Consider the following 23,559-nt stretch of genomic DNA (forward strand, 5'->3'; position numbering starts at 1 on the left):
CTCGGCTTCGGCCGCTCTAACCGTCTGGTGCTCGAGTTCTGCGGTTCTCGCCGTTTGGCTCTGCGCGGTCTTGCCGTGTACGACCATGTTTCGCATGGCACGGTTTTGTACAACCTAGTCTTGCACTGCTTGCTCCTGGGGCGAGTTGTTGTAGTTGCGTTCATCGAGATGGTAATTAAGCGGTCCATGGGTGAGTTTTGGCCCGTGTTTTTGCCAACTCGGTGCTGGCACGCGTGGTCGTGAGGGCGTCTTCCGCGGGGCGGTCGCACATGCACGGTGCCAGACTCGTGTTCACTGTCAGTTCACCTCGCACTCACCGGGCAGCCACTCACTCGGGAAGAGATGTTCACAAGGAACCCGTAGGTTCTGACGGTCGGCCACGAGACGGTGGCGGACAGACCCCGTCAGCGCATCAATGAGGAGAACCTGTGAAGCTGGGATCGTCCCTCCACGCCCACCCCCATCAAACCCGCGAGTCCCATCAGCGCCGCGACCTGCACGAGGCTGCCCACCCGCTCCGGGCCGGCCAACCGCACGTGGCTGCCAACCTGCAACAATCTGCCCAGTCGCACTCGTACGCTCAGCAGCATCGGCACAGCGACATGCACCGGTCCGTTTCGTCGCGAACGCGACGACTGCTGGCCGGCGCCGTGGCGACGCTGGGCATCGCCGCCCTGCTCGCTGCCACGCCAGGACTCACCGGCTCGGTGCCGGCGGGCGCGGCCGAAGAGGTCTCCGGGCCGATCGTCACCGAGATTCAGGGCGACAACACCGGCGATGACAACTTCGAGTACATCGAGCTCTACAATCCGACCGCGTCCAGCATCGACTTCGCAGCCGACGGAGTGACGCTCGGGTACGACGTCAGCGGCGCCGTCAAGAAGCTGAGCACCGTCGGCATGGACAACACAGGAACCCCGAATCTCGTGCTCGCACCGGGCAAGACGGTGGTGCTCTGGCTCTCGTACAACGATGCCAAGAAGGTCGACTCGTTCTCGAAGACCGAGGCGCAGTTCCGCGACGCGATCGGTCTGAACGATACGGAGGTTCCCGTGGTGCGGCTGACCGGCCAAGCGGGCATCGCCAACGGCGGCGACCGCGGCATCGTGGTGCAGCGCAACGGCGAGACCACGTCGGAGTCGTACCTGCCGGCTGTCTCACCGCTGGCGCCGGGCAAATCGACGCACTTCGCGCTGCCGGCCGATGCGACCACGCATCAGCTGAAGGTGTGGCAGTTGGCCACGGACGGCACCCCTGGGGTAGTCGACCCCGAACAGACCGCCGATCAGGGCACCGACCCTGGAGACAGCACCAACCCTGGAGACAGCACCAACCCTGGAGACAACACCGGCACCGGAGACGACAACACCGGCACCGAGCAGCCCGCCGCCGACGATCCCACCCCGGGGTTCGAACCCGTTGCAGACGACAGCGCGACGGGGCCGGCCCTGCAGATCACCGAGCTGCTGCCCGACAGCTCGAACGTCGGTGGGTCAGACGGCTACGAGTTCATCGAGGTCTACAACTCGTCGAGCGAGCCGGTGAACTTCTCCGACTACGTGCTGACCTACCTGATTCCGATCGACTACGACACCAACACGACCGAGACGCTGTGGCCGTCGACCAAGCGCGACGTGGTCATTCAGCCGGCCGGCACGCTGGTGCTGTGGGTGAAGAACTCTGCCAACCAGCAGCTCACCGCCACAGACTTCAACGCGAAGTTCGGCACGCACCTCGTCGCCGACCAGAACCTCGTCGAGGTGCAGTCGTCGGGCATGGCCAACGGCAGCATGCGCGGCCTGGCGCTGCGCACCAACACGGGCGACACCGTGAGCCGCGCGTACTACAACATGAGCATCGGCCAAGGGCAGAAAGACGTCGCGGCCGATCAGGGCCTGCACTACACGCTTGGCACTGACGCGGTTCGACCCGATGTGCAGCGCATCCAGAGCACCAGTGCAGCCACCCCGGGGCAGGTGAGCCTCGATCAGGTCGGTGACAAGCTGGTCAAGCCGGCCGCAGACTCCACGCGACCGGTGATCGAGAACCGCACCGTGGCATCCACCGACGGCACGGGCGACCTGACGATCTCGGCGCGCATCACCGATGACCAGCAGGTGCGTACCGTCGAGCTGCGATACCGCAACAACGTCGACAACACCGACCAGACTCTGCAGCTCAAACGGGGCGACGGCGACGTCTACTCGACGACCATCGCCGCGGGCGACCTGACGGGCAAGTCGAGCATCGACTACACCTTCACTGCGTCAGACGGCACCACCGAGCCCTCCGCTCTCAGCGGCACGGTCGCCATCGAACGCGGCGAGACCGGCCCAGTGCGTCTGAACGTCACCGACGGCCAGGTGGTCTCGGGCACGGTCGACCTTGTGACCGACGGCGACGCCGGCGACACGACCCTGCTCATCGACGGGCAGCAGCAGTCGACCACGCCCAGCCTCCCGAGTCAGCCCGCCTTCCTCTTCGAGGCGACCAACACCGATGTGTTCTTCCGCAATGGAGTGAAGGCCACGAACGCCGAGGGGCAGAACGATGTGCTGAAGATCTTCGACGAGGGCACCTACTCGAACGTCGAGACCATCAGCACCCCGGTGCCGCTGAGCTACATCGCGCAGGGGCAGCCGCTCAAGCTGAGCATCTGGGCCGGCACGAAGGCCTGGCCCGACATCGATCTCAACGAGAACAACGACGACTTCATGGTGCAGAACCTGCGCCTCGTGCTGCCCGACGGGCGCACGCTTCGCGCACCCGAATGGTCAGATCCCGGTGAGGTCATCCAGATGGGCGACTCCACGGGCAAGCACGACTACATCGACGCCACGTTCAGCATCGACGACGCAGCGTTCAGCGGGTCGGGCTTCTCATGGAACACCACGCAGGCCGCCGATGGCAGGCACACGGTCACCGGCCGGTCAGGCGCCGACGAGCTGCAGGCAGACGTGATCGTCGACAACACGGCGCCGCAGGTCACCCCCACGGTGACGTCGCAGAACGACACCGAGCAGGGCATGCACGGTGCGATCAACCTCGACGCCGCGATCGACGACGGCGCGGGGGATGTTGCAGGCGTGCCCGCCTCGGGCGTCACCGCGAAGCTGGACGGCACCGCGATCGACCTGCCCCATCAGACGAGCACCGTCGATCTCGCCCCCGGGCAGCACACCTTCACTGTGGCGGCAGTCGACGCCGCGGGCAACCGCGCCGAAGAGACGACGACCTTCACCACCGTCGACGAGACGCCCTCTGCGGCCGAGCTCGCAGTCGGCCAGCAGGCCACGCTGAACGCCGACGGCACCGCGACCGTCGACCTCTCGGCGACGTCGACCGACCCGACGGGCGACGACCTCACCGTGACGTTCAACGAGGGCACCGCCCAGCAGCTCGGCACCGACGTGCAGGTGTCTGCAGGGCAGACGGCTGACGCGCTCGCCACCGATCGCAGCAGTGCCGTGGCGCTGAGCGAAGACGACCTCGCCAAGCTGGGGTCGACAGACGGCGTCGGGGCGACATCCGCCGGCACCGACGGCCTGCCGTACCAGCTGTTCACCGTCGCCGTGCCGCAGGGCGTCACCACGGGCCAGGTGCGCACGGTCTGGTCGGGCACCAGCAATCCGAACGCCCAAGTCACCCTGTACGCGAAGAAGGCCGACGGATCGGGCTGGGACCGGATCGACCGGCACTACACGCCTGCTGACGACCAAGGCGCGAACTTCACCTTGAGCGGCTACGTGGGGGTCGAATCGCATGCGGTCGACGGGCAGGTCACGCTGATCGTGCAGCATTCCGACGGCTGGTCGGGCGCCGACCTCACCACACGTGACTCGACGGTCGATTCGTACAACGCGGATGCGACCGCGCGCAGCGACTACGACTTCACGCTGGCCTGGGAGTCTGACACGCAGTACTACAACGAGAACCTCAGCGAGAACTATCACTATCAGCGAGACATCCACCAGTTTCTGCTCGATCAGCGTTCGAACCTGAATCTCAAGTACCTCTTTCACACGGGTGACATCGTCGACGACTTCGACCAGGAGTACGAGTGGCAGAACGCCGACTCGGCCTACAAGATGCTCGAGCAGGATGCCGACGGCAACCCGCTCGCCTACGAAGACCGCCTGCCCTACGGCGTGCTCGCCGGCAACCACGATGTCGGGCATATGGCCGACAGCTACACCGAGTTCAGCAAGTGGTTCGGGGTGAGCCGCTACCAGGGATCACCCTGGTTCGGTGGCGATTACAAAGACAACCGCGGGCACTACGACCTGTTCAGCGCAGGTGGCATCGACTTCATGGTGGTGTCGATGGGCTGGGATCCGGGCACGTCTGAGATCGAATGGATGAACAAGGTGATCGCCGAGCACCCCGAGCGCACCGTGATCATCAACCTGCACGAATTCATGCTGACCACGGGAGGCCTGGGGCCGATTCCGCAGAGCATCATGGACGAGGTCGTCGCGACGAATCCGAACGTGCGCATGGTGTTCAGCGGGCACTATCACGATGCCTTCACGCGTCAGGATCAGTTCGACGACAACGGCGACGGGGTCAACGACCGCACGGTCACCTCGATGCTCTTCGACTACCAGGGGCTCGAACAGGGCGGCCTCGGCTACCTGCGCCTGCTGCACTTCGACAACCAGTCGCAGACCATGCAGGTGCGCACCTACTCGCCGTCGCTCGACGACTTCAACGCCGACGAGGCGTCGCTGTTCGGCCCGAACGGGGAGCCGACCTATTACCAGGACTTCCCGGTCTCATATGCCGACCTCGGCATCACCCCGCGCGACAAGACGCTCACCACCGATTCGTTCAGTGCGTCGGTCTTGCAGAACGTTGCCGGGGTGCAGGGTGCTGCGGGGTTGCAGGGCGTGATGGGGTTGCAGAGCGTGGCAGCGGCTCAGAGCGCCGCGTCCATCGCTCCGGCGGATGCCGTGAGCGGCCTCATCGCCACGCGTCAGGTTGCGAGCGGTGAGACCGCGCACGCGGCCTGGACGGTTCCCGGCCCCGGAGTCTACGGATGGTACGCACAGGTGACCGACCCATACGATGCCAGCTCGGTGTCGGCGGTCAATACATTCACCGTGCGCACTGACGGCAGCGTCGTCGCCGGCTCGGTCGACCCGAATGTGGGCGGCTCGGACGGTTCAGGCACGGGTACCGGCACTCCTCCTGGCAATACGGGCGACAGGAGTAAGAAGGCTGGTGATGACAGCGATGGAGATGCACCGTCAGCGGCCTCCACCGGCGAGCTCGCGCGCACTGGTGCAGACATGCTGCCGCTCGCAGCAGCGCTCGCATTGCTGCTGGCAGGTGCCTGCGTCCGGCTCGTGTCGGCACGCCGCGCGTTCAGGGGGCGTGCGACCAAGTAAATCAAGTAAATAGGGCCAAGCCCGTCACAGACGACTGTGCAAGAAGGGCCGCAGCTACTCAGGCAGCTGCGGCCCTTCTTGTCGTTCTGAAGCTGACGAATACACGGTCTGTACGGCTGACGAATACACCGTCTGTACGGTCGTACCCACCATCTGCGTGAGCCTCCGACCGGCAGCGACGGTGACAGGTGTTCCAGGCCGCAGCCCTCAAAGGTGAGTCAACGTGTGAGCGGCGCGAGGAGTCCCTGCTCGGCAATCACGAGTTCTCAGTCTGAATCGAGAGCGTGGTCACAGGGCTGAACCGAGCGGGTGACAGAGAAGCTCGCACTGAGAGAGGCAGGCATGACGGTGTGGGGCGCTCCGGGGTTGCACTGGTGCCCAGTGCTCGGTGTTGACGTGTGCCACGTCTTGACGCGCGCCACCCGGTGAGAGCACACTGCACCGCGGTCGCTCGTGCGCGCAGAGTGCGGGCTCTCCGTGCTCTGTGAAGGTACCGAGACATGGCAAATGCCGCCCACTGACGTCGAGACATGGAACTTGTCATGTCTGGATGTTGTGGAGCGGCATTTGCCATGTCTCGATCGTCAGATCGCGTCAGATCTCGGCGGGCAGACGACGACCGTCAGGTCACGGGCGTCAGATCACCGACGTGTGATCGCGAAGGTCAGGCGTCGTGCGTGCGGCGGCTCCTCGCTTTGACGAGCATGGTCGTGCCGATGACAGTCACGCCCGCTGCGACCAGTGCCCAGAAGAGCATGATCGAACTGGTGCCGGTCGTGGCCAGGGCGTTGTGTGCGACTGGCTCCTGAGCATCTGCATCGTCTCGGCCAACAGTACGGCTGCAGTCGACGTCGCAATCGGTGCTGTCACTGATGCCGTCACTGTTCCCGGTCCCGGTGCCGGTGCCATCGCCATCGCCATCGGTGGTGTCACCGTTGCCGCTCCCGTTCACGTTCCCGTCATCGTTCCCGTTCCCATCACCGCTCCCGCTCCCGTCATCTGACTGCCCGATCTGCACGGTGATCGGCTCGGAGTAGACCGTGAAGTCTGCGCCCTGGATGCTCTCGGTCGTCTGCAGCAGCACGGTGGCCGTGCCAGTGGCACCGGCCGCGGCGGTGAGCGTGTTGCCCGTGACCTGCACCTTGTCGCCGCCGTCCATGACGACCATCGAAGGCGCATCGACATTCACGAGATCGCCCACATTGGTCTCGGCGCTGCCCTCCAGCGTCACCGACGAACCGGGAGCCACCTGATACGACCGGCTCGCCGCATCGATGCCGAAGAAGGCGTCTTTCGTCCAGTCAGAGTTGTTCGTCGTCATGCCGTTGATGCCGAGCAGCAGCGACTGCTGAAAGCTCTGACGGTCGCCGTCACCCGAATACGTCCAGCCCCACAGCGTAAGGTTGCGCGCATGCGCGTTGGCGACGAAGGTGCGGTTGTCGGCAGACTGGGCATCGTTGCCGCCCAGCTGGTTGAACGACGGGTCGTAGGCCGCATTCTGCGGGGTCAAATACTGCAGAGCCTTGTGCAGTGTCTCCATCGGCCGACCGGTGGCGATGCCGCCGACCCCCTGCAGATTGCCCACCGAGTTGCCGGGCAGCAGCTGCTGCATGGTCGGAATCTCATACTGGTTGAACGTGATGAAGACGACCTGGTCAGCGGCCTGCTTGGCCTGCACTACCTCGGCCGTGCGCTCTTCGATGGCGGGCGAGGTCGGGTCTTTCAGCTCCAAGAAGAGCACGACGTCGTGGGCCTTGACGAAATCGAGCAGTTCGTCGAGGGTCGGCACCGGCTCGGCCGTCGCAGCCCCGTTGGCATCGCGCAGTCGCAGCTTCTCGATCTGCGCAAGCGTCAGATCGCTGGGGCGTGCATTGGCACGGGTCACGCCGCCGGTGAACTCCGAGTCGTCGAGTGCTCGAGTCGTCGTGATGTCAGTGGTGCGGGCGAACGTCGAGTCGTGCAGAACGACGACGTGGTCGTCTTTCGTCACGTACACGTCGGTCTCGACCATGTCTGCACCGTTCTTCTCGACCGCGGTGCGGTAGCCGCTGATCGAGTTCTCCATCGCCTGCGTGGGGATGCCACGGTGGCCGATCGTGAAGATGCGGCGCAGGAGCGCGTTGTCACCGAGTTTGTCGACGACCTGCAGCGCGGTCTCGGGAGCGGCCGAAATGATGGTGTTCGCCCCCGACGCGATCGCCGCAGCATTGCCTGTCGCGGTGTCGTCGGCCTGCACGGTCACCGAGAGCAGACGACGCTGCAGCTCTTCGACCACGGCGCGGTCGGCTGCGCCCTGCCTGAGAATGACATGCTGCGAGCGTGAGCGGTTCGTCTCGTCGACGACGGATGCCACGTCGGCCTGCGAGATCGTGTCGCGGTCGCTGAACAGGCCAGAGCGAGTCGACGGGTTGTCGGTGCGGAACCCGGCGAGCAGCTGCACGTCGCTGCTGACCACCTCGACATCGCTGAGTTCGCGCTGCCGCAGCACCTCACCCAGACGGTTGGCGCTGCTCTGATCGCTCACGCGTGCGATGATCAGCGTCTTGCCATAGGCGCCATCGGCGAAGTCATCGAATGAGCCGATCTTCGTGTCGCCAGAGAACACGTTCAGAGCGTCATCGGAGTCTGACGCGCGCACGTCGACGAGCGTGCCGTCGGTCGCATCGTCAGCGACGATCGACTGCACGTCGTCGAGCGATGCGAGGTGATCGGTCATGATCGGCGTGGTGCCGATCACCTTCGACGTCTTCTGCTTGACCTCGACGTCACCGTCTTCGATGTGCGGAACCGGCCCGAGATCGGCAGGGCTCATCGTGACCTTCAGATTGTCGACGATCATGGTGAGGTTGTCGCTCTGCATGCCGAGGTCGCCGGCGGCATAGTCGCCGGCTCGGTCGGTGAAGATCATCTGCTGGCCGTCGATGAGCTCTTTCACCCGGTCGCCGGTCACCGTCGCAGCGAAATGATAGGTCTTCGACCCGTCGATGGCCTCGGTGAAACTCGAGGTCTGTCGAACGTCCCATTGATCCTGCGCGTTGCGGTGAGCGAACTCGACGCCGTTGGCCGCAGTCGCACCCTGACGCACCGCCATCTGAAAGTAGGGATGATCGCCGTTCTGCACCCGGTACATGAGCGACCCCCAGCGCGCGCTGTTCGCGGCGTTCTGATAGGTCACATCGGCTTCGATCGTGTAGTCGTTGCGCTCGGTGATGTTCGGAATCAGCACGCGCGTCGACGGCGCCAGCTGCAGGGCCCGACCCTGGCCGTCAGCGACGGCCGTCACCTGGGAGGCGTTTCCGCTTTTGAGCTGCAGACCGGTCGGCAGAGTGCCGGCGGTCAGATTTTCGTCGAAGTGCTCGTCGATGTACACCAAGTCGTTGTCGTCGGCTCGCACCCAGACATCGAGAGACGCCGGGGTCTTCGCGACGGTGGCGGTCAGTCGGGCGAGCCCCTTCTTGCCAAAGACGATCTGCCCGTCCTGCACCGTGACGACGGCGTCGTCACTTGAGGCCCAGGTCACCGCGGCGTCATCGCCTGCGAGCTGCTCGGTCGTGCCGAGCACCGTGTTCGCCGTCAGCGAGACGTCTGACAGCGACAGATTCTGACCGACGATGTGCTCGGCGAGTTGGCGGGAGTCGTCGACCGTCAAGGCCGTCAGCGCCGGGCGGTCGTCGCTCGCCTCGACAGTGATGGGCGCCGTGACCGCACGCGCCCCGACGATGAACGTCAGAGTGGCCTGACCAGCGGCGTTGGTCACGAGCGTTCCGTCGTCTCGAACCGTCACCACACTCGGGTCAGACGAATATGCGCGCACGGTCGAGCCGGTGGCGGTGTAATGATCGCCGTTCGACAGAGCGACCTCGACCGACGGTGCGATCTCGGCATACTGCTTCGCCGAGCCCGGAACGGACGAGGCGACGGTGAGCGAGTCGATGCTGAGCTGTCTGACCACGATGTTGTCGAAGGCAGCAGCCGCCTGGTCGACCTGCACTCCGATGCGCCCGCCGTGGCGCAGATCATCGGCGGCGACGATGCCCGACTGGTCGGCGTCGGCGGTGAGGTCGAGCGTTGCAGGCGATCCGCCGCCGGTGCGCACATGGTGCAGATGCTGCCCCGAGGCGGCGACTGACGAGTGATAGGCGACGCCCTGCTGCAGAGCCCCCGGCGATGGGGCGTTGTTGAACGCCTTCCATTCGTTCGCCTTCACCTTCTCGGTGATCTCACCGCGACCGTCGAGCCGATTGGTGAAATGGTAGTAGCCGAGGCTGTCATCCGGCGCGCTGCGGTAGACGACCGACGCCCACCGGCCGGCATTGACGGTCTTCTCGAAGGTGACGTCGGCATCCACCGTCACGTCTGACCCGAGGGCGGGCAGCAGCAGTCGCTTCTCGGCGGCGCCGCCGACGGCGAAGTCGCCGTGCAGCGCCCCGCCGCGCACCGACCAGCCGTCGGTGCCCGACGCCGAGCGAACGTTCGCCGGCAGCTGCCCGTCGGCGATGCCGTCGAAGCTCTCGTCGTAGATCACCGGGCTGTCGGAGTTCTGCCTGGTCTCGTCGTCGAGGCGGAGCACGCCGAAGCCGCTCGTGTCGTTCCAGAAGCTGTTGCGCCCGTTGGTCTCCCACAGCGCGAGCTCGCTCGACGAGCCTGTGAGGGCGGCCGTCTTGTTGTCGACGCCGAGGTCGAAGCCGATCTCGCGGTCGAGGTAGGCGTCGATGCCGAGCTGCTGCCAGGGAATCGCCACCTCGGCATCCCAGCCGTCTGCGGTGGGCTTGGTGACGCCCTGCACCTCGTCGGCGATGCGCGTCTGGTCGTCGCTGGTGAGTCCGGTTCCCGGGGCCGACCCGAAGAGAATGTGCGGTGCGAAGTTGTCCGTCTTATTCAGGCCGATGCCCAGCTGCAGATCGCCCGCGGCGAACGGAGCAGACTTGTGATTCGACTTGTCGAAGAAGAGCGAGACGATGTCGCCGTGGCCCCAGTTCGTGCCGTCGACGAGGTCTTGGTCGCCGGTGACATGCACTGCGACGTACAGATTCTGGTAGTCCCAGGTCGCATCGAAGGTGTTCTGCGTGGTCGACGGCTTGGTCTGGTCAGTGGTCGGGATGCTCTTGTCTGCCGGGGTGCCCACCTGCCAGACCGAATCGTCGAGATTGCCGTCGATGATCGGCGATCGCGAGACGCTCTTGGCGTCGAATGTGCTGGTTTGAGCCGGTTGCAGGGCGGTGTCGCCGCCGGCGTCCGTCGCGGCGGCGGATGCGATGTCTGGGCCGATGCCGACGGCTGCGGCGCCGGTCGACGAAGCCGCGATCGTCGCGACCGTCAGCGCGCCGGCGAGCAGAGTCAGTCGCGACTTGTGGATGAATGACATGAACAGCACTCCTTGCAGATGCGCCCGAGGCGCGTGGGGGATCGGGGTGATGCGCCAGGCCCCGTCGCCGCGCAGGGCGCGCTGGCGAGTGCCGGGGCCTCACTGCGTCGAAAGCACTGAGATCCCGCAGAGCCAGCAGACAGGCTGCGTCTGGAAGAAGGCCGAACACCCAGAACCTATGGGCAAGCTGTGAATGAGAAGTGGCTCAGATCTTGTCGTTTCGTGACCGTGGAGTGACGTTCGGCTGCACTTTATGGAGCGCGAGTGGCCGTTCGGTGAACGACTGGTTCCAAGTGTCGTATTCGATTGGTGCGGGCGACGCTGGTGAGAGCAGACTCACTCGCATGCGCGCACTGCCAGACCGCGGTGAACGCGCATTGCCCACAGTGACCATGCATCCGCACAGGGTGCCGAACAGGTGAGGAGCCTCTCATGACAGAGTTGTCCGTAGACCCCGAATTCGCCGCCTTTCTCGCGGCCCAGCAGGCCGGGACAGAGGCATCAGCAGAAGTGGTGCTGCCAGCTGTCGGCGATGTCGAAGGCCGCCGCGAAGCGTTCAAAGCGCTGCTCGGCACCGGTGACGAGCCTTTCGACGAGACCGAGGTGACCATCACCGATCATGAGATTCCGCTCGAGGGCGGCCAGAGCATCCGCGGTCGCCTCTTCACACCCGTCGACCGACGCAGCGACGCGTTTGGCGTGTACACCCACGGCGGCGGCATGATTCTCGGCACGATCGAGCAGTACACTCCCATCATCGCCGGCTATGCTGCCGCCGCGGGGGTGCCGCTGTTCGCCCCGGACTATCGGCTGGCGCCAGAGCATCCGCACCCGACGCCGAGCGAGGATTCGTATGCAGGTCTGGTCTGGGCATGGGAGCACCTTGACGAGCTCGGCGGCGGTGATCGGGATCGGTTCTTCGTCATCGGCGACAGTGCCGGCGGCAACCTGGCGGCGGGGCTCGCCCTGATGGCGCGAGACCGTCGCGGCCCGAAGCTCGCCAAGCAGATTCTCATCTACCCCATGCTCGACGACCGCACCGTGGTGACCGACCCCGCGATCGCTGCGTTTCTGACGTGGAGGTTCGAAGACAACATCACCGGATGGCAGGCTCTGCTGGGCGACGGCGCCGGAGCGCTCGAGCCGGTTTCGCCCTACGCTGTGCCCGGTCGTGCCGCAGATCTGGCGGGGCTGCCCGAGGCCTTCATCGACGTGGGCACGCTCGACATCTTCCGCGATGAAGACATCGACTACGCGAAGCGGCTGCTGCGCTCAGGCGTGCAGGTTGAGCTGTGCGTCTATCCCGGCGTGCCGCATGCCTGGGAGCTGCTGGCGCCTGACACCGAGCTGGCGAAGGTCGCCCGCGCGAACAGAGTGCGGGCGATTCGCGCCGTGTGAGGGCGCCGGGGCAGGGGACTGCGGCCTCGTGACGGAGCCATGGCAAATGCCGCCCCTTGACACGGTCGAGCCATGGCAAATGCCGCCCACTGACTGCCAAGACATGGAACGTGACATGTCTGGCTGTCTGGAGCGGCATTTGCCATGTCTGGATGGGGCTGTCTGGGGGGCGTCTGGATGGGGACAGAGCGGCCTGCTCAGCGTCGTGTGTGTTCTGGTGGGGTGGGTGCGTCGAGTTTGTAGAAAAACCGGAATGGCGTGCCTGATAGCCGTACTTTTTGCAAACTCGGCGAAGGAGACGCCGGTGTTCGGCACTGAACGTGCGGAAACGGGTGCGCGATCGTGACGGGTGGGCGAGTCAGAGCGCGCGATCGTGCGACATCCGTATGGGAAGAACCGACGCACCGGCTGCGTTGGGTCTCACCGTGAGTTCGCGGCAGAGGGGGAACCGCGCCGAGGATGAGCTCCGGCAGAAGACTGCAGAGTGCTGCGGCTCGCAGAAACCAGAAACCAGCAACCAGGAGTCTCATGCGCAACCACATTCCCCTGAACGTGCTCGACCTGGTGCCGGTCAGCGCCGGCAGCGACATGAACGCGGCGCTCGACGCGTCACTCGACTCGGCGAAGCTGGCCGATGAGCTGGGCTACGAACGGTACTGGTATGCCGAGCACCACAACACCGAGCAGCTGGGAGCGAGCGCAACCGACCTGTTGATCGAGCGAGCAGCGGCGAACACGCACCGCATCCGCGTGGGGTCGGGCGGGGTCATGCTGCCGAACCACCCGCCGCTCATGGTCGCCGAGGCGTTCGGCACCCTCGCGCGGCTGCATCCCGGGCGCATCGATCTCGGCCTCGGGCGCGCTCCGGGCACCGACCCGACCACATCGTCGCTGCTGGCGCGTTCCGGGTCGGCTCCGCAGGCGGTCATGCGCAACATCGCCGACCTGATCGGCTGGTTCGGGCCTGAAGGGCGTGCGCTCAGCGCGCCGGTGGTGTCGGGCGTCTCCGCCGGAACGAACGTGCCGATCTGGGTGCTCGGCTCGAGCCCGGTCGGCGCGACGATCGCCGGCGCGATGGGGCTGCCGTTCGCGGTCGCCTCGCACTTCGCGCCAGACGGCCTGCAGCAGGTGATCGAGACCTATCGGGCAGAGTTCAACGCCGATGCGCCCACGGCTCAGACCGAGTGCCCGCGAGTGATGGTGGGCGTGAACGTGATGGTCGCGCCGACCGATGCCGAGGCTCGGCGTCTGTGGACGACCGTGCAGCAGATGATGGTCAGCGTCCGCACCGGTGCCCGACTGCCGCTGCAGCCCACGGTCGACCCCGAGTCGCTGCCGGTCGAGGTGCACCGGTTCAGCGACGCGATGCTGCGTGTTCGTGCGGTCGGTACGGCGGATGTCGTGGTCGCGCAACTGCGAGCGCTCGCAGACGTGACCGGGGCCGACGAGCTGATCACGGTGACGTATGCGCATGATTCTGCGGATCGGCTGCGCAGTATGCGCCTGCTCGCGGAGGCGTGGGAGAGATGAAGACCCCTCAGCGTCGGAATCGGCTGCGGTGCCGACGCCGAACAGTGCACCGACGCTGAACAGTGCACCGACGCCGACGCCGAGGAGATTGCCGATGTTCGGCTCTGCCAAGCGCTGTGCTCCTGTTCAGATCTTCTCTGAATCTTCGCAGCAGCCATCTAATCTCCGCAGTATTGGCTCGTTGTTGCGGGCATTTGGCTGGTGTTGCAGAGATTTGGGCGAAGTCTTGGGCGAAGAGAGGATGCAGCACGTGGTGACGCGTCGGGCTGTGTGTTGCGTCGGCCTGTGACTCTGCGGCCGGCGGCTCAGCGATCTGAGGTCGAGTGGCTGACCCGCATGCGGCGACGTACGAGGGCAGCGATTGCCACCCCGATGAAGCCGCCCAGACTGTTCATGATGATGTCGTCGACCGAAGCGAACCGGTCGGGCAGCAACAGGAGCTGGCTCAGCTCGATAAGGCATGAGCCGACGACGCAGATCGCCCAGGCCAGCCACCAGAGGCGTCGTGGCATCAGCAGCGTGATGAAGAAACCTGCGGGCACGAACATGAGTACATTGGCTGCTCGTTCGACAAACAGGTAGTCGATGAATTCCGGCGCCCCACGCCGATGGATCCAAGCCAGTGTGCGCGATAGCTCTGGGCTCAGATCACGGTCTACCGGAGTCGGCCACATCACGATGAAGCCCACGATGACCATGTAGACGACGAACATGCAGCCGGCAAGCAGACGCAGGCGTCGGTGCTCCGACGGGCTGGGATGTGCACGGTTCTGCGGCATCTGATCATCGTACGGCGTGGCATGCTCGCAGCATGATGCGTCCTGCGGCTGACAGCTCGGTCTCAGGTCTCCGAAAGCAATCACACGGGCATGCGCCATGTCAGTCTCAGGCTCAGCCGCTGTACTGATTCCTGGACGCAGGATGGCGCCAAGAGCACCCGTTGTGGCCGAGCAGCACGATTCGTGCAGAGGCTCACAGGTCGCCGACGAGGCTCGAACGGCAGAATGCGTCACTCGACGACACGAGCCACAGGAGGCAGATCATGTTCGACGATGATGACACCCGGCAGGTGCCGCAGCAGACCCCTCGGCAGCAGCCCCAGGCCGACCGCCAGGAACAGGGCGAGTCTGAGACGGACCCCTCGCAGGGTCAGCCTCCGCGCTCGCCGAACTGGGCGTTCGTGACAGATACGGCACACCCAGCACAGCAGCCCGACACGTCGTTCGCGTCAACGCGCTCGCCGAACGCGTTCGCAGAGCCCTCGGCGCAGCAGCCCACCGGCCCAGTGGCGGCGCAGCAGCCCACCGGCGCAGTGGTCTCGGGCCGCGGGCGCTCGGCCTTCTGGCGCAAAGCCCTCGCGCTCGGCGGTGCGATGGCCATCGGCGCGGGGCTGACGCTGGGCATCGGCGCCCTCACCGGTGGCTTCGGCGCAGCGGCATCCGGCTCCAGCAGCCAGGCCCTGCCCGCATTGGGCAACGGCTACGGCGTCAACGGGTCGCGAAACGGCAGCAGCGGGTCGGGCCAGTCCAACGGGCTCGGCGACGACACGATCGACGACTCCGGGCGCACGGGCACGTCGAGTGCGGGCGCGACCGCGGCATCCGCCGAACAGCAGCGCGGCGCCGTCATCATCGAGACGGTGCTCTCGTACGGTGCCGGAGAGGCTGCCGGCAGCGGATTCGTGCTCAGCAGCGACGGAATCGTCGTCACGAACCATCACGTCGTCGAGAGCGCGACCCAGATCAAGGTGACCGTCGCGTCGACCGGAACCACGTATACGGCCAAAGTGCTGGGCAGTGACTCGACGAAGGACGTCGCGCTGCTGCAGCTGCAAGATGCGTCGGGCCTCGAGGCCGTCTCGCTCGACGACGACGGCGTGAACGCCGGTGACACGCTCACCGCGATCGGCAACGCCGAGGGCAAGGGGCAGCTGGTCGCCGCCGCAGGCACGGTGAGCGCCACGAACAAGACGATCACGGCCTCGACGGCGAGCAGCGTGACCGGAGCGGCGAGCGGCAGCGCCACCGGCGGAACGTCAGGGGGGTCATCGAGCAGCAGCGAGTCCGAGACCCTGAGCGGGCTGATCGAGTTCGGCGCCGCGGTGGTGTCGGGCGATTCGGGCGGGCCCGTGCTCGACGCTGAAGGCGAGGTGACCGCGATGACGGTCGCCGCGAGCAGCGGCGGCCAGACCGTGGGCTACGCGATTCCGATCACCACCGTGTCGAGCGTGGTGCAGCAGATCGAGAACAAGGATGCATCAGGCAGCGTGCGCATCGGCGGCTCGCCGTTCTTGGGCGTCTCGATGCAGAGCGCGGGCAGCTCGTCGGGGTCGGTCTCGTCGAATCGCGGCTCTCGCAGCGGCTCGACGGGCTCGTCGGCGCAGACCGGCGGCGCAGCTGTCGCCGGGGTCGTCGATGAGACCCCGGCTGCCGAGGCCGGCATCACTGCGGGCTCCACGATCACCGCGATCGACGGGCAGACCGTGGGCAGTGCCGAAGACCTGAGCGCGATCATCGCCAAGCATGCGGTCGGCGATCAGGTCTCGGTCACGTGGGCAGATGCGCAGGGCACCTCGCACACCAAGACCGTGACGCTGGCCGAAGGCCCCGTGCAGTAGCAGAAACACCTCGCTGGGCATCGTGCCGCGGTCAGCCCAGCATGTCGACGGCGAGACCGCGCGCACGGCGCAGCCGCTCCAGCACAGCGGTCTCACTCGCCTGCATGTCCGGGGGCAGCCGCTCGGGGCCGGTGACCAGCGCGATCTTGACCACGGCGATCACGACGGCGAACAGCTGTCGCGCTCGCTGCTGCACCCGGGCATCCATCGTCGCCGTGCCCAGCTCGAGCGCGACCCGCTCGGCGATCGCGTCATTCAGACGACTCTGCAGGCGTTCGACGCGACTCGCTATCTCGGTCAGCAGATGCGGGTGCTCATGCAGAATCCGGTGACGCTGTACCTGCAGCGACGACTGTCGCAGCGGGCTGTGCTCTGCAGATGCGATCAGCTGCAACAGCGCATCGATGATGTCGTCGTTCGAGTGCTCGATGAACTGCTGCAACGCGGCTGCATCGATGCTCGCCGGTATGTACCCGAGAATCGCGGCATCCTTGGTGCCGAAGTAGTTGTAGAACGTGCGCGGCGAGATCTCGGCCTGATCACAGATCATCTCGACCGAGACCTGGTCGTACCCGAGGCGATCGACGAGTTCAACCGTCACCTGCTCGACATGCTCGCGAGTCTGGCGCAGCTTGCGCTGACGCAGCCCCTCGTGCGCGCATGCCATCGCGTCGGCCTGATCAGCCATCGTCGCGAGCCTGTGCGTGATCATGCGTCGATGCCGCGGATGCTGCATGCGTGCCTTGTCGACGAGTCGCGGTCGTCATCTCGGCATCGGCCGGGGCAGCGCCGCCGGTCTTGCCCGACTCATCGAGAGAAGTGGCGAGCGGGTGTTCCTGCACGAAGAGCAGCAGCACGAAGGCGATCAGCAGCAGCGGCATCAGCCACATGAAGATCGGGGTGAGGGCGTCGTTGTACGCGTTCACGATGACATCGCGAATCGGCGTCGGCAGGTCTCTGACCACGGTCGGGGTGAGTGAGTCGAGGCTGGCCCCGGAACCGTCGCCGGCGCTGGTCTGCGGCATGCGCTCTGTGACCAGAGCTGTGAGACGCGAAGTGAACACGCTGCCCACGATGGCCGACCCGAGAGTGGCGCCGATCTCTCGAAAGAAGTTGTTCGCACCGGTCGCGGTGCCGACCTGCGTGATGGGAAACTCGTTCTGCACGATGAGCACGAGAATCTGAATGCCGAGACCGATTCCGGCACCAAGCAGAAACAGGTAGCTGCACAGCAGGAACAGCGGGGTGTCGGCGTGCAACGTGGACAGCAGTACCAATGAAGCCGCCACGAGCAGCATGCTGGCCAGGGGCATCCACTTGTAGTGCGACGTGCGGCTCGCGAGCTGGCCTGAAGAGATTGCCGTGATCATCAGGCCGATGACCATGGGCACCAGGAGCAGCCCTGACTCGGTGGCGCCCGTGTCGTGCACGATCTGCAGGTAGGTCGGCATGTAGCCGAGCGTGCCGAACATCGCGATGCCGACGGCGAGGCCTGCGGCGGTGGTGAGGTTGAAGTTGCGGTTGCGGAAGAGCGCGAGGGGCAGCAGCGGGTCGGCCGCCTTGGCCTCAGCCCAGAGAAACAGACCGGCGAAGACGATCGTGGCGATGATCAGTCCGATGATCTGGGGGGAATCCCAGTCGTACGTGTTGCCGCCCCACGAAGCGAACAGCACTAGGCACGAAACCCAGATCGCGAGCAGCACGGTGCCGAGCACGTCGAGGCGCACTCGGTCTGTCGCATGCTTCGGCAGGTGCAGCAGCACGCTGAGTGCGATGATGGCGATGACTGCGAGTGGAATGTTCATCCAGAACGCCCAACGCCAGCCGATAGAGTCGGTGAACCATCCGCCCAGCAGTGGACCGGCCACTGCTGAGAGGCCGAACACGGCACCCATGGGGCCCATGTACTTGCCGCGGTCTTTCGGCGGCACGATGTCGGCGATGATCGCCTGTGAGAGAATCATCAGGCCGCCGCCGCCGAGGCCCTGAATGCCTCGAGCGATGATCAGCCAGGTCATGTCCTGCGCGAGGCCGCCGACGATCGAGCCGACCAGAAAGGCGGTCACTGCGCCGATCGTGATCGCCTTGCGGCCGTAGAGGTCGCCGAGCTTGCCATAGACCGGCATCATCACGGTCGCGCAGAGGATGTATGCGGTGGCGACCCAGAGCATGTGCTCGACACCGTTGAGCTCGCCGACGATGGTCGGCAGGGCTGTTGAGAAGATCATCTGGTCGAGCGAGCTCAGCAGCATCACGACGATCAGCGCGACGAAGATCAGATTGATCTGTCGTCTGGGCAGCATGCCTGTCGGGGCGTGCGTGAGAGTGGGGTCGGGCATGGAAGAGCCTTCTTCGTGAATCGGGGGAGTGTCGTGCAGATGTACATGCGGCAGATGCGCATGGACACGACGGCGCGTGCCATCACGGCAGCGTCGCGCGTGTCAGTGCACTAACTGTAAACTTGCAGACTCTGCAAAGTCAAGCTGAGGCTTTGCCGGCGCCCGAGCTGCGGTTCGGCCTCAGCAGACACCCTAGAATACCTTCGGCGCCTTTCGATCGCGGATGGTGCAGTGATGGGGGGTGAGACTGCGATGAACCTGAAGCGGCGGCTGTACGTGCCCTCGCATGCGCTGATGCGCGGCACCGCCGCGATGCTGACGCTCTGCCTTGCCGCTGCGGGGGTGATCCAGATCGCGGCTGGGGATGCTCCAGCCGCCCAAGCCGTTGAAGTCGATGCCCCCAGTGCGGCTGCGGCGGTCGACGCGCCGCAGCTGCAGAGCCCGCAGCTGCAGATCGAACTGCAGAGTCGGCTGCAGGGCATCGTCGACAGTGCCGCGCAGCATGGCGTGAAGATGGGCATCGCGCTCGGTGACTTGTCGGGGGTGCTCGGTGGCGAGTCTGTGGCGGTCGGTGCCGCAGACGAGGAGTTCAAAGCTGCCAGCACGATCAAGATCGGCCTCGCTGCAGTGATCATGCGCGCTGTCGACGACGGGCGGTGGGATCTGCAGACCCCCGTCACCGTGCGGCCTTCAGATATCGTCGGCGGCACGGGAACGCTGCAGGGCGGGGCCGCGGCGACATCCGTCAGGCAGCTGCCGTTGGGCGAGCTGCTGCGCCTGATGATCACCGTCAGCGACAACACCGCCACCAATGTGCTGATCGACTTCGTCGGCGGGCTCGACGCGGTCGGGGTCGGGCTGCGCGCGCTCGGCATCGCCGACGCCGACATGCACTTCGGGCGCAAGATGGTGCTCTCGCATGATGCGAGACATGAGAACCTCATCACCGCAACAGGCGACATGCGGCTGCTCGAGCGCATTCATGCTGGTGAGATGCTGTCGCGCGCGGCGAGCGATCAGATCATCGACTGGATGCGCCAGCAGACCGTGAACACCAAGTTCGGCGCGGTTGTGCCGCGGACCGAGCTGGCCAACAAGACGGGCGAGAACGTCGACGTCAGCCACGACACGGGCTACCTGCTCACCCCAGGCCGAGAGGTGGCGCTCGCCGTGATGACCTCGTTCGGCCCGGGTGTCGCGGGTGGGGCAGGCACGGCGTCGGCTGCCGACCGTGACGTGCAGGACGTCGCGCGCGCGGTGCACGACGTTCTTGTCGCGGCACCTCGGCCTGCTGCGGGCTCTGAGGCGGGCGCGAGCGAGTCGGCTTCGCCCGTGGGCTCGGCGTCAGGGCTGGCCGATCAGGTGCCCCAAGACACCGCCGGTGACGCCCGCCCGCCCGCTGAGACCGTCATGGGGATGCCCCGCTCACTTGCCGTGGGGCTGGCCAGCGCCGGGCTGGGTGCGGGAGTGCTCTGCGTGGTTGCGGGCATGGTGCTTGCGGTTCGTCGCCGCCCAGACTCCCTGACCGCTGTGCTGGGCGATGTCGGTCGGTCAGGCCGTGAGTCTCTTCGCTGAGCAGGGGGCACTGCTGTCGCGAATGCGCAGACTCGGCGAGACCAGGATCTCTAACTGAAAACGTGCAGACTTGCAGAGTCAACTCGGTTCGCGGCCAGCGTGTCGATAGGAGCCGCAGGCCGTCGTGCTGCGCGCTGCCAGCGTGGGCCGTGCAGCTCGAGACACCTGTGGCGTGGACGACGCGAGTATCCATTCGTCAGAAGACGAGCGGATAAAGTGGAGATCATGTCTGCAGACGAATTGGGGAGAACAACCGGCCGCACGCCTTCACGGCGAGAGCTGCGCGACGCACGGTCGGAGCCGAGTCGAACCGGCGGTGCCGGCGGGGCGATTCCCGATGATGACGCTGGTTCTGGTTCTGCCGGTTCTCATCACCGGCGGCACCGGTATCACCGCAGGCGTCGTCGACCGGTGTGGCCATGGGTGGTGGCGGTCATTGTCGTAGTGCTCGCGGCGCTGGGCGTTGTCGGGGTGCTGCTCGGCAAACAGGCGATCGACACCCGCGACCACCTGCAGAGTGCCAAAGACACGCTGGCAACAGTCGCCGAGAAATACAAGGCCGGCGATCGCGCCGGCGCGCAGGCTTCGTATGAGACCGCGCAGCAGGATGCCGCGGCTGCGTCGACCTCTGCAAGCGGCGGCCTGTGGTCGACCGTCCAAACCCTGCCTTGGATCGGCGGCAATCTGCAGGCGGTGCGAACGGTCGCCGACGAGACTTCTGGGCTGCTCGACGACGCTCAGCCGCTGGCTGAGCACATCATCTCGCTGAACCCCGACCAGCTGGTGCACGACGGCGCATTCGACATCAACACACTCAGCAGCATCGTCGTCGAGCTTCCACAGCTGAACGAGCGCCTGACCACCGCGCGCAAGACGCTCAACGCGATCGAGACCGGCGGTCTGATGGAGCCAGTCGCCGACGGCGTGACGCAGCTGCGCGATCAGGTCGACGGGCTGCAGCCGGGCGTGCAGCAGGCCTCTGACCTCGCTCAGCATGTTCCGAGTCTGCTCGGGGCAGACCGGCCGAAGAACTATCTGATGCTCTTCCAGAACAACGCCGAGGTGCGCAGTCTGGGCGGAAACCCGGCATCGCTCATGCTGCTGCGCGTTGACAACGGACACTTGAGCATCGCATCGCAGAAGTCCAGCGGCAGCTTTCACAACAATCGAGCTGATCCGATCGCCGAGCTGCCCGAGGGGGCCTACGACGTCTTCATTCCCAACGTCTCTCGGTTCGAGATGGACATGACCGGTTTCCCCGACCTGCCGAGCGTCGCGAAGCTGGCACAAGGCTGGTGGAAGGATGCCGGCGGACGCGACCAGATCGACGGCGTCATGACCTTCGACCCCGTCGGCTTGAGCTACATGCTGCGTGCGACCGGGCCGGTGACGCTGTCGAACGGCGATCGGCTCACCAGCGACAACGTGGTGCAGAAAGTTCTGAGTGACGTCTACGCGAAGTATCCGGATCCTCGTGCGCAGGATGCATACTTCGCTGAAGCTGCGGCCAGCGTGTTCGACGCGCTGACTGGGCAGAAGGTCGATGCGAATGCACTCGCGGGCGCGCTCGGCCAGTCGGTCAACGAGCGGAGACTCTCGTTCTGGAGCGCTGACGACTCGATTCAGCAGGCGCTGAGTGAGAACCCGTCGCTGCAGGGAGTCATGGGCGCCGACGGCACCGGCCCCGATGGCAGCACCGTCATGGGCGTCTATCTGTGGGACACGTCGAACGGCGGTTCGAAGATCGACTACCACGTCACGAACTCGAACGTGGCGAAGCGCACGGTCTGCTCGGCGAAGAACTCGACGACGTACAGTGTCGATGTAACGCTCACATCGACGATCTCGCCGAAAGACGCGATGAAGCTGCCGAGCTATGTGCTTTCACAGAGCAACAAAGATGCGCAGTACTTCAACACCGACATCTACGTGTTCGGGCCTCAGAACAGTACGTTCAAAGGCATGCAGGTGGTCGATGGCGGCATCAGCCAGTCAGTGAAGCAGCAAGGCAGTACTCTGGGGCGCCCCGGAGTGCGCGTTGCGACCGAAATGGGCTTCGGCACCGCGACCACCGTCCGACTGACGTTCGAGGCGGATGGAGTTCAGGATCGTGCTCCGCTCGACCTCGTGCACACACCGATGGCGCACCAGACCGAATCGTCTACTGAAGTCTCGGAGCGCTGTGACTGAGCGACGCGACGTCGCGGCTGCGCAGACGCGCTCAGCTTGAGACGGCGGCCAGCCGCAGGTCGGGACATGGCCCGCTGCTGTCGCGGATGCGCAGCGTCGGTGTGATCCGCGTCTGCGCCGGGTGTGTGGTGGCTTCGGCCGAGTCGATGCGCCGCGTCGCCTCGGCGACGGCGAGCGCCGCGATCTGTGTGACGTCTTGATGCAGCGTCGTCATGATCAGCCCGGACTGCCAGGCGAATCCGCTGTCGTCGAATCCGACGACAGAAACCTCGTCGGGCACCTGCACCCCACGAATCTTGAAGCCGAAGATGAGACCGGCGGCGCACTCGTCGTTGTGGGCGATGACTGCTGTCGGCAGGTTGGGCTCGCGCGCCAGCCGCGATGCGGCCTGCACCCCCGACTGAAAAGTCTCGCCGCCAGCCACGATTCGGGTCAGATCGCCGAGGCCGATCTCGGCCATGGCGCTGCGGTAGCCGATCAGGCGATCTGTGCTTCCGAGCGCCTCGGCGGCGTCGGCGAAGACGATACGGGTGTGACCGGCTGAACGCAGATATCTCACAGCCTGGCAGACGCCCGAATAGCCGTTGACTTGAATGCTGCTCACCTCACTGCTGTCAGTGCTGCTGCCGAGCAGAACCACGGGAACCTGCTCGGCGGCAGCGCTTATGGCATCTCTCTGCGGCCGACTGCTGACGAGGATGATTGCCTGGCACCTGCTGTCGAGGAGGTGTTCGGCTGCGGTGCGCGCGGGGTGGTCTTCGGTTGCTGCACTCAGCAGCAGCTCATACTTCTGTGCCAGAGCGGCTCGGTAGAGGTCTTCGACGATCTGCGCATGCAGAGCTTGTCGCAGCGAGAACACCACACCGATACGACGAATCGTGCTGCGCGCGAGGAGGCTCGCGGCCTTGTCAGGTCTGTAACCGAGCCGTCGAGCGACCTCACGCACGTGCTCACGCGTGCGCTCGGCCGGCCCGGGGGCTCCGGTGAGACACATCGAGGCCAACCCGACCGACACACCCGCCACCCGGGCGACCTCGGTCAGCGTCGGACGCGGTGTGCCGCGATCATTCTGTGCTGACATCTGCAACTTCTTTCGTCGAATGATCCTGCCGCACCTCTCGGGGGGGCGAGGGCAGACGAATATCATTTGCCCAG

At 65.6% G+C, this 23,559-nt stretch carries 11 protein-coding genes; 6 read left to right on the forward strand and 5 right to left on the reverse strand.

Annotation, left to right across the window (positions count from 1 at the left end; genetic code table 11):
* The first annotated feature begins 602 nt into the window (after window positions 1–602).
* Window positions 603–5,390: a lamin tail domain-containing protein gene (locus F8O07_RS03905; protein ID WP_158030828.1), complete on the forward strand. Its 4,788-nt coding sequence runs from the start codon at window positions 603–605 to the stop codon at window positions 5,388–5,390.
* A gap of 664 nt (window positions 5,391–6,054) precedes the next feature.
* Here F8O07_RS03905 and F8O07_RS03910 read toward each other — a convergent pair.
* Window positions 6,055–10,755 carry a glycerophosphodiester phosphodiesterase family protein gene (locus F8O07_RS03910; RefSeq protein WP_158030829.1) on the reverse strand — a complete coding sequence of 1,567 codons (4,701 nt, stop codon included), beginning with the start codon at window positions 10,753–10,755 and terminating at the stop codon, window positions 6,055–6,057.
* 432 nt (window positions 10,756–11,187) lie between these two features.
* Between F8O07_RS03910 and F8O07_RS03915 the strand changes: the two genes are divergently transcribed.
* On the forward strand, window positions 11,188–12,153 hold the full coding sequence (locus F8O07_RS03915) for an alpha/beta hydrolase (protein ID WP_158030830.1): 966 nt from the start codon (window positions 11,188–11,190) through the stop codon (window positions 12,151–12,153).
* A 528-nt stretch (window positions 12,154–12,681) separates the two neighbouring features.
* On the forward strand, window positions 12,682–13,683 hold the full coding sequence (locus tag F8O07_RS03920; protein ID WP_158030831.1) for an LLM class flavin-dependent oxidoreductase: 1,002 nt from the start codon (window positions 12,682–12,684) through the stop codon (window positions 13,681–13,683).
* Between the two features lie 305 nt (window positions 13,684–13,988).
* Here the strand turns inward: F8O07_RS03920 and F8O07_RS03925 are convergent, their stop codons facing one another.
* Complete coding sequence (locus tag F8O07_RS03925; RefSeq protein WP_192496624.1) at window positions 13,989–14,462, reverse strand: VanZ family protein; 474 nt, start codon at window positions 14,460–14,462, stop codon at window positions 13,989–13,991.
* Window positions 14,463–14,725: 263 nt separating this feature from the next.
* Here F8O07_RS03925 and F8O07_RS03930 point away from each other — a divergent pair, with 263 nt between their 5' ends.
* A complete protein-coding gene (locus F8O07_RS03930) occupies window positions 14,726–16,300 on the forward strand; it encodes a S1C family serine protease (protein ID WP_158030833.1) in 1,575 nt (524 codons plus the stop codon).
* Between the two features lie 31 nt (window positions 16,301–16,331).
* On the opposite strand, the gene F8O07_RS03935 is transcribed toward F8O07_RS03930, so the two are convergent.
* Complete coding sequence (locus F8O07_RS03935; RefSeq protein WP_192496625.1) at window positions 16,332–16,988, reverse strand: TetR/AcrR family transcriptional regulator; 657 nt, start codon at window positions 16,986–16,988, stop codon at window positions 16,332–16,334.
* A complete protein-coding gene (locus F8O07_RS03940; RefSeq protein WP_225733166.1) occupies window positions 16,981–18,639 on the reverse strand; it encodes an MDR family MFS transporter in 1,659 nt (552 codons plus the stop codon). The genes F8O07_RS03935 and F8O07_RS03940 overlap by 8 nt, the downstream gene beginning before the upstream one ends.
* 234 nt (window positions 18,640–18,873) lie before the next feature.
* On the opposite strand from F8O07_RS03940, the gene F8O07_RS03945 reads away from it, so the two are divergent.
* A complete protein-coding gene (locus F8O07_RS03945; protein WP_158030835.1) occupies window positions 18,874–20,214 on the forward strand; it encodes a serine hydrolase in 1,341 nt (446 codons plus the stop codon).
* Between the two features lie 225 nt (window positions 20,215–20,439).
* Complete coding sequence (locus F8O07_RS03950) at window positions 20,440–22,404, forward strand: DUF4012 domain-containing protein (RefSeq protein WP_158030836.1); 1,965 nt, start codon at window positions 20,440–20,442, stop codon at window positions 22,402–22,404.
* Window positions 22,405–22,435: 31 nt separating this feature from the next.
* On the opposite strand, the gene F8O07_RS03955 is transcribed toward F8O07_RS03950, so the two are convergent.
* Complete coding sequence (locus tag F8O07_RS03955; protein ID WP_192496626.1) at window positions 22,436–23,485, reverse strand: LacI family DNA-binding transcriptional regulator; 1,050 nt, start codon at window positions 23,483–23,485, stop codon at window positions 22,436–22,438.
* Window positions 23,486–23,559: the final 74 nt, after the last annotated feature.

This window comes from Pseudoclavibacter sp. CFCC 13796, from assembly GCF_008831185.1.
Classification (GTDB): Bacteria; Actinomycetota; Actinomycetes; order Actinomycetales; family Microbacteriaceae; genus Pseudoclavibacter_A.

Coding starts and splice junctions, on each gene's coding strand:
- F8O07_RS03920 (WP_158030831.1), top strand. CDS start 12,682: ATGCGCAACCACATTCCCCTGAACGTGCTCGACCTGGTGCCGGTCAGC.
- F8O07_RS03910 (WP_158030829.1), bottom strand. CDS start 10,755: ATGTCATTCATCCACAAGTCGCGACTGACTCTGCTCGCCGGCGCGCTG.
- F8O07_RS03930 (WP_158030833.1), top strand. CDS start 14,726: ATGTTCGACGATGATGACACCCGGCAGGTGCCGCAGCAGACCCCTCGG.
- F8O07_RS03905 (WP_158030828.1), top strand. CDS start 603: ATGCACCGGTCCGTTTCGTCGCGAACGCGACGACTGCTGGCCGGCGCC.
- F8O07_RS03950 (WP_158030836.1), top strand. CDS start 20,440: ATGTCTGCAGACGAATTGGGGAGAACAACCGGCCGCACGCCTTCACGG.
- F8O07_RS03955 (WP_192496626.1), bottom strand. CDS start 23,485: ATGTCAGCACAGAATGATCGCGGCACACCGCGTCCGACGCTGACCGAG.
- F8O07_RS03940 (WP_225733166.1), bottom strand. CDS start 18,639: ATGCCCGACCCCACTCTCACGCACGCCCCGACAGGCATGCTGCCCAGA.
- F8O07_RS03925 (WP_192496624.1), bottom strand. CDS start 14,462: ATGCCGCAGAACCGTGCACATCCCAGCCCGTCGGAGCACCGACGCCTG.
- F8O07_RS03935 (WP_192496625.1), bottom strand. CDS start 16,988: ATGGCTGATCAGGCCGACGCGATGGCATGCGCGCACGAGGGGCTGCGT.
- F8O07_RS03915 (WP_158030830.1), top strand. CDS start 11,188: ATGACAGAGTTGTCCGTAGACCCCGAATTCGCCGCCTTTCTCGCGGCC.
- F8O07_RS03945 (WP_158030835.1), top strand. CDS start 18,874: ATGGGGGGTGAGACTGCGATGAACCTGAAGCGGCGGCTGTACGTGCCC.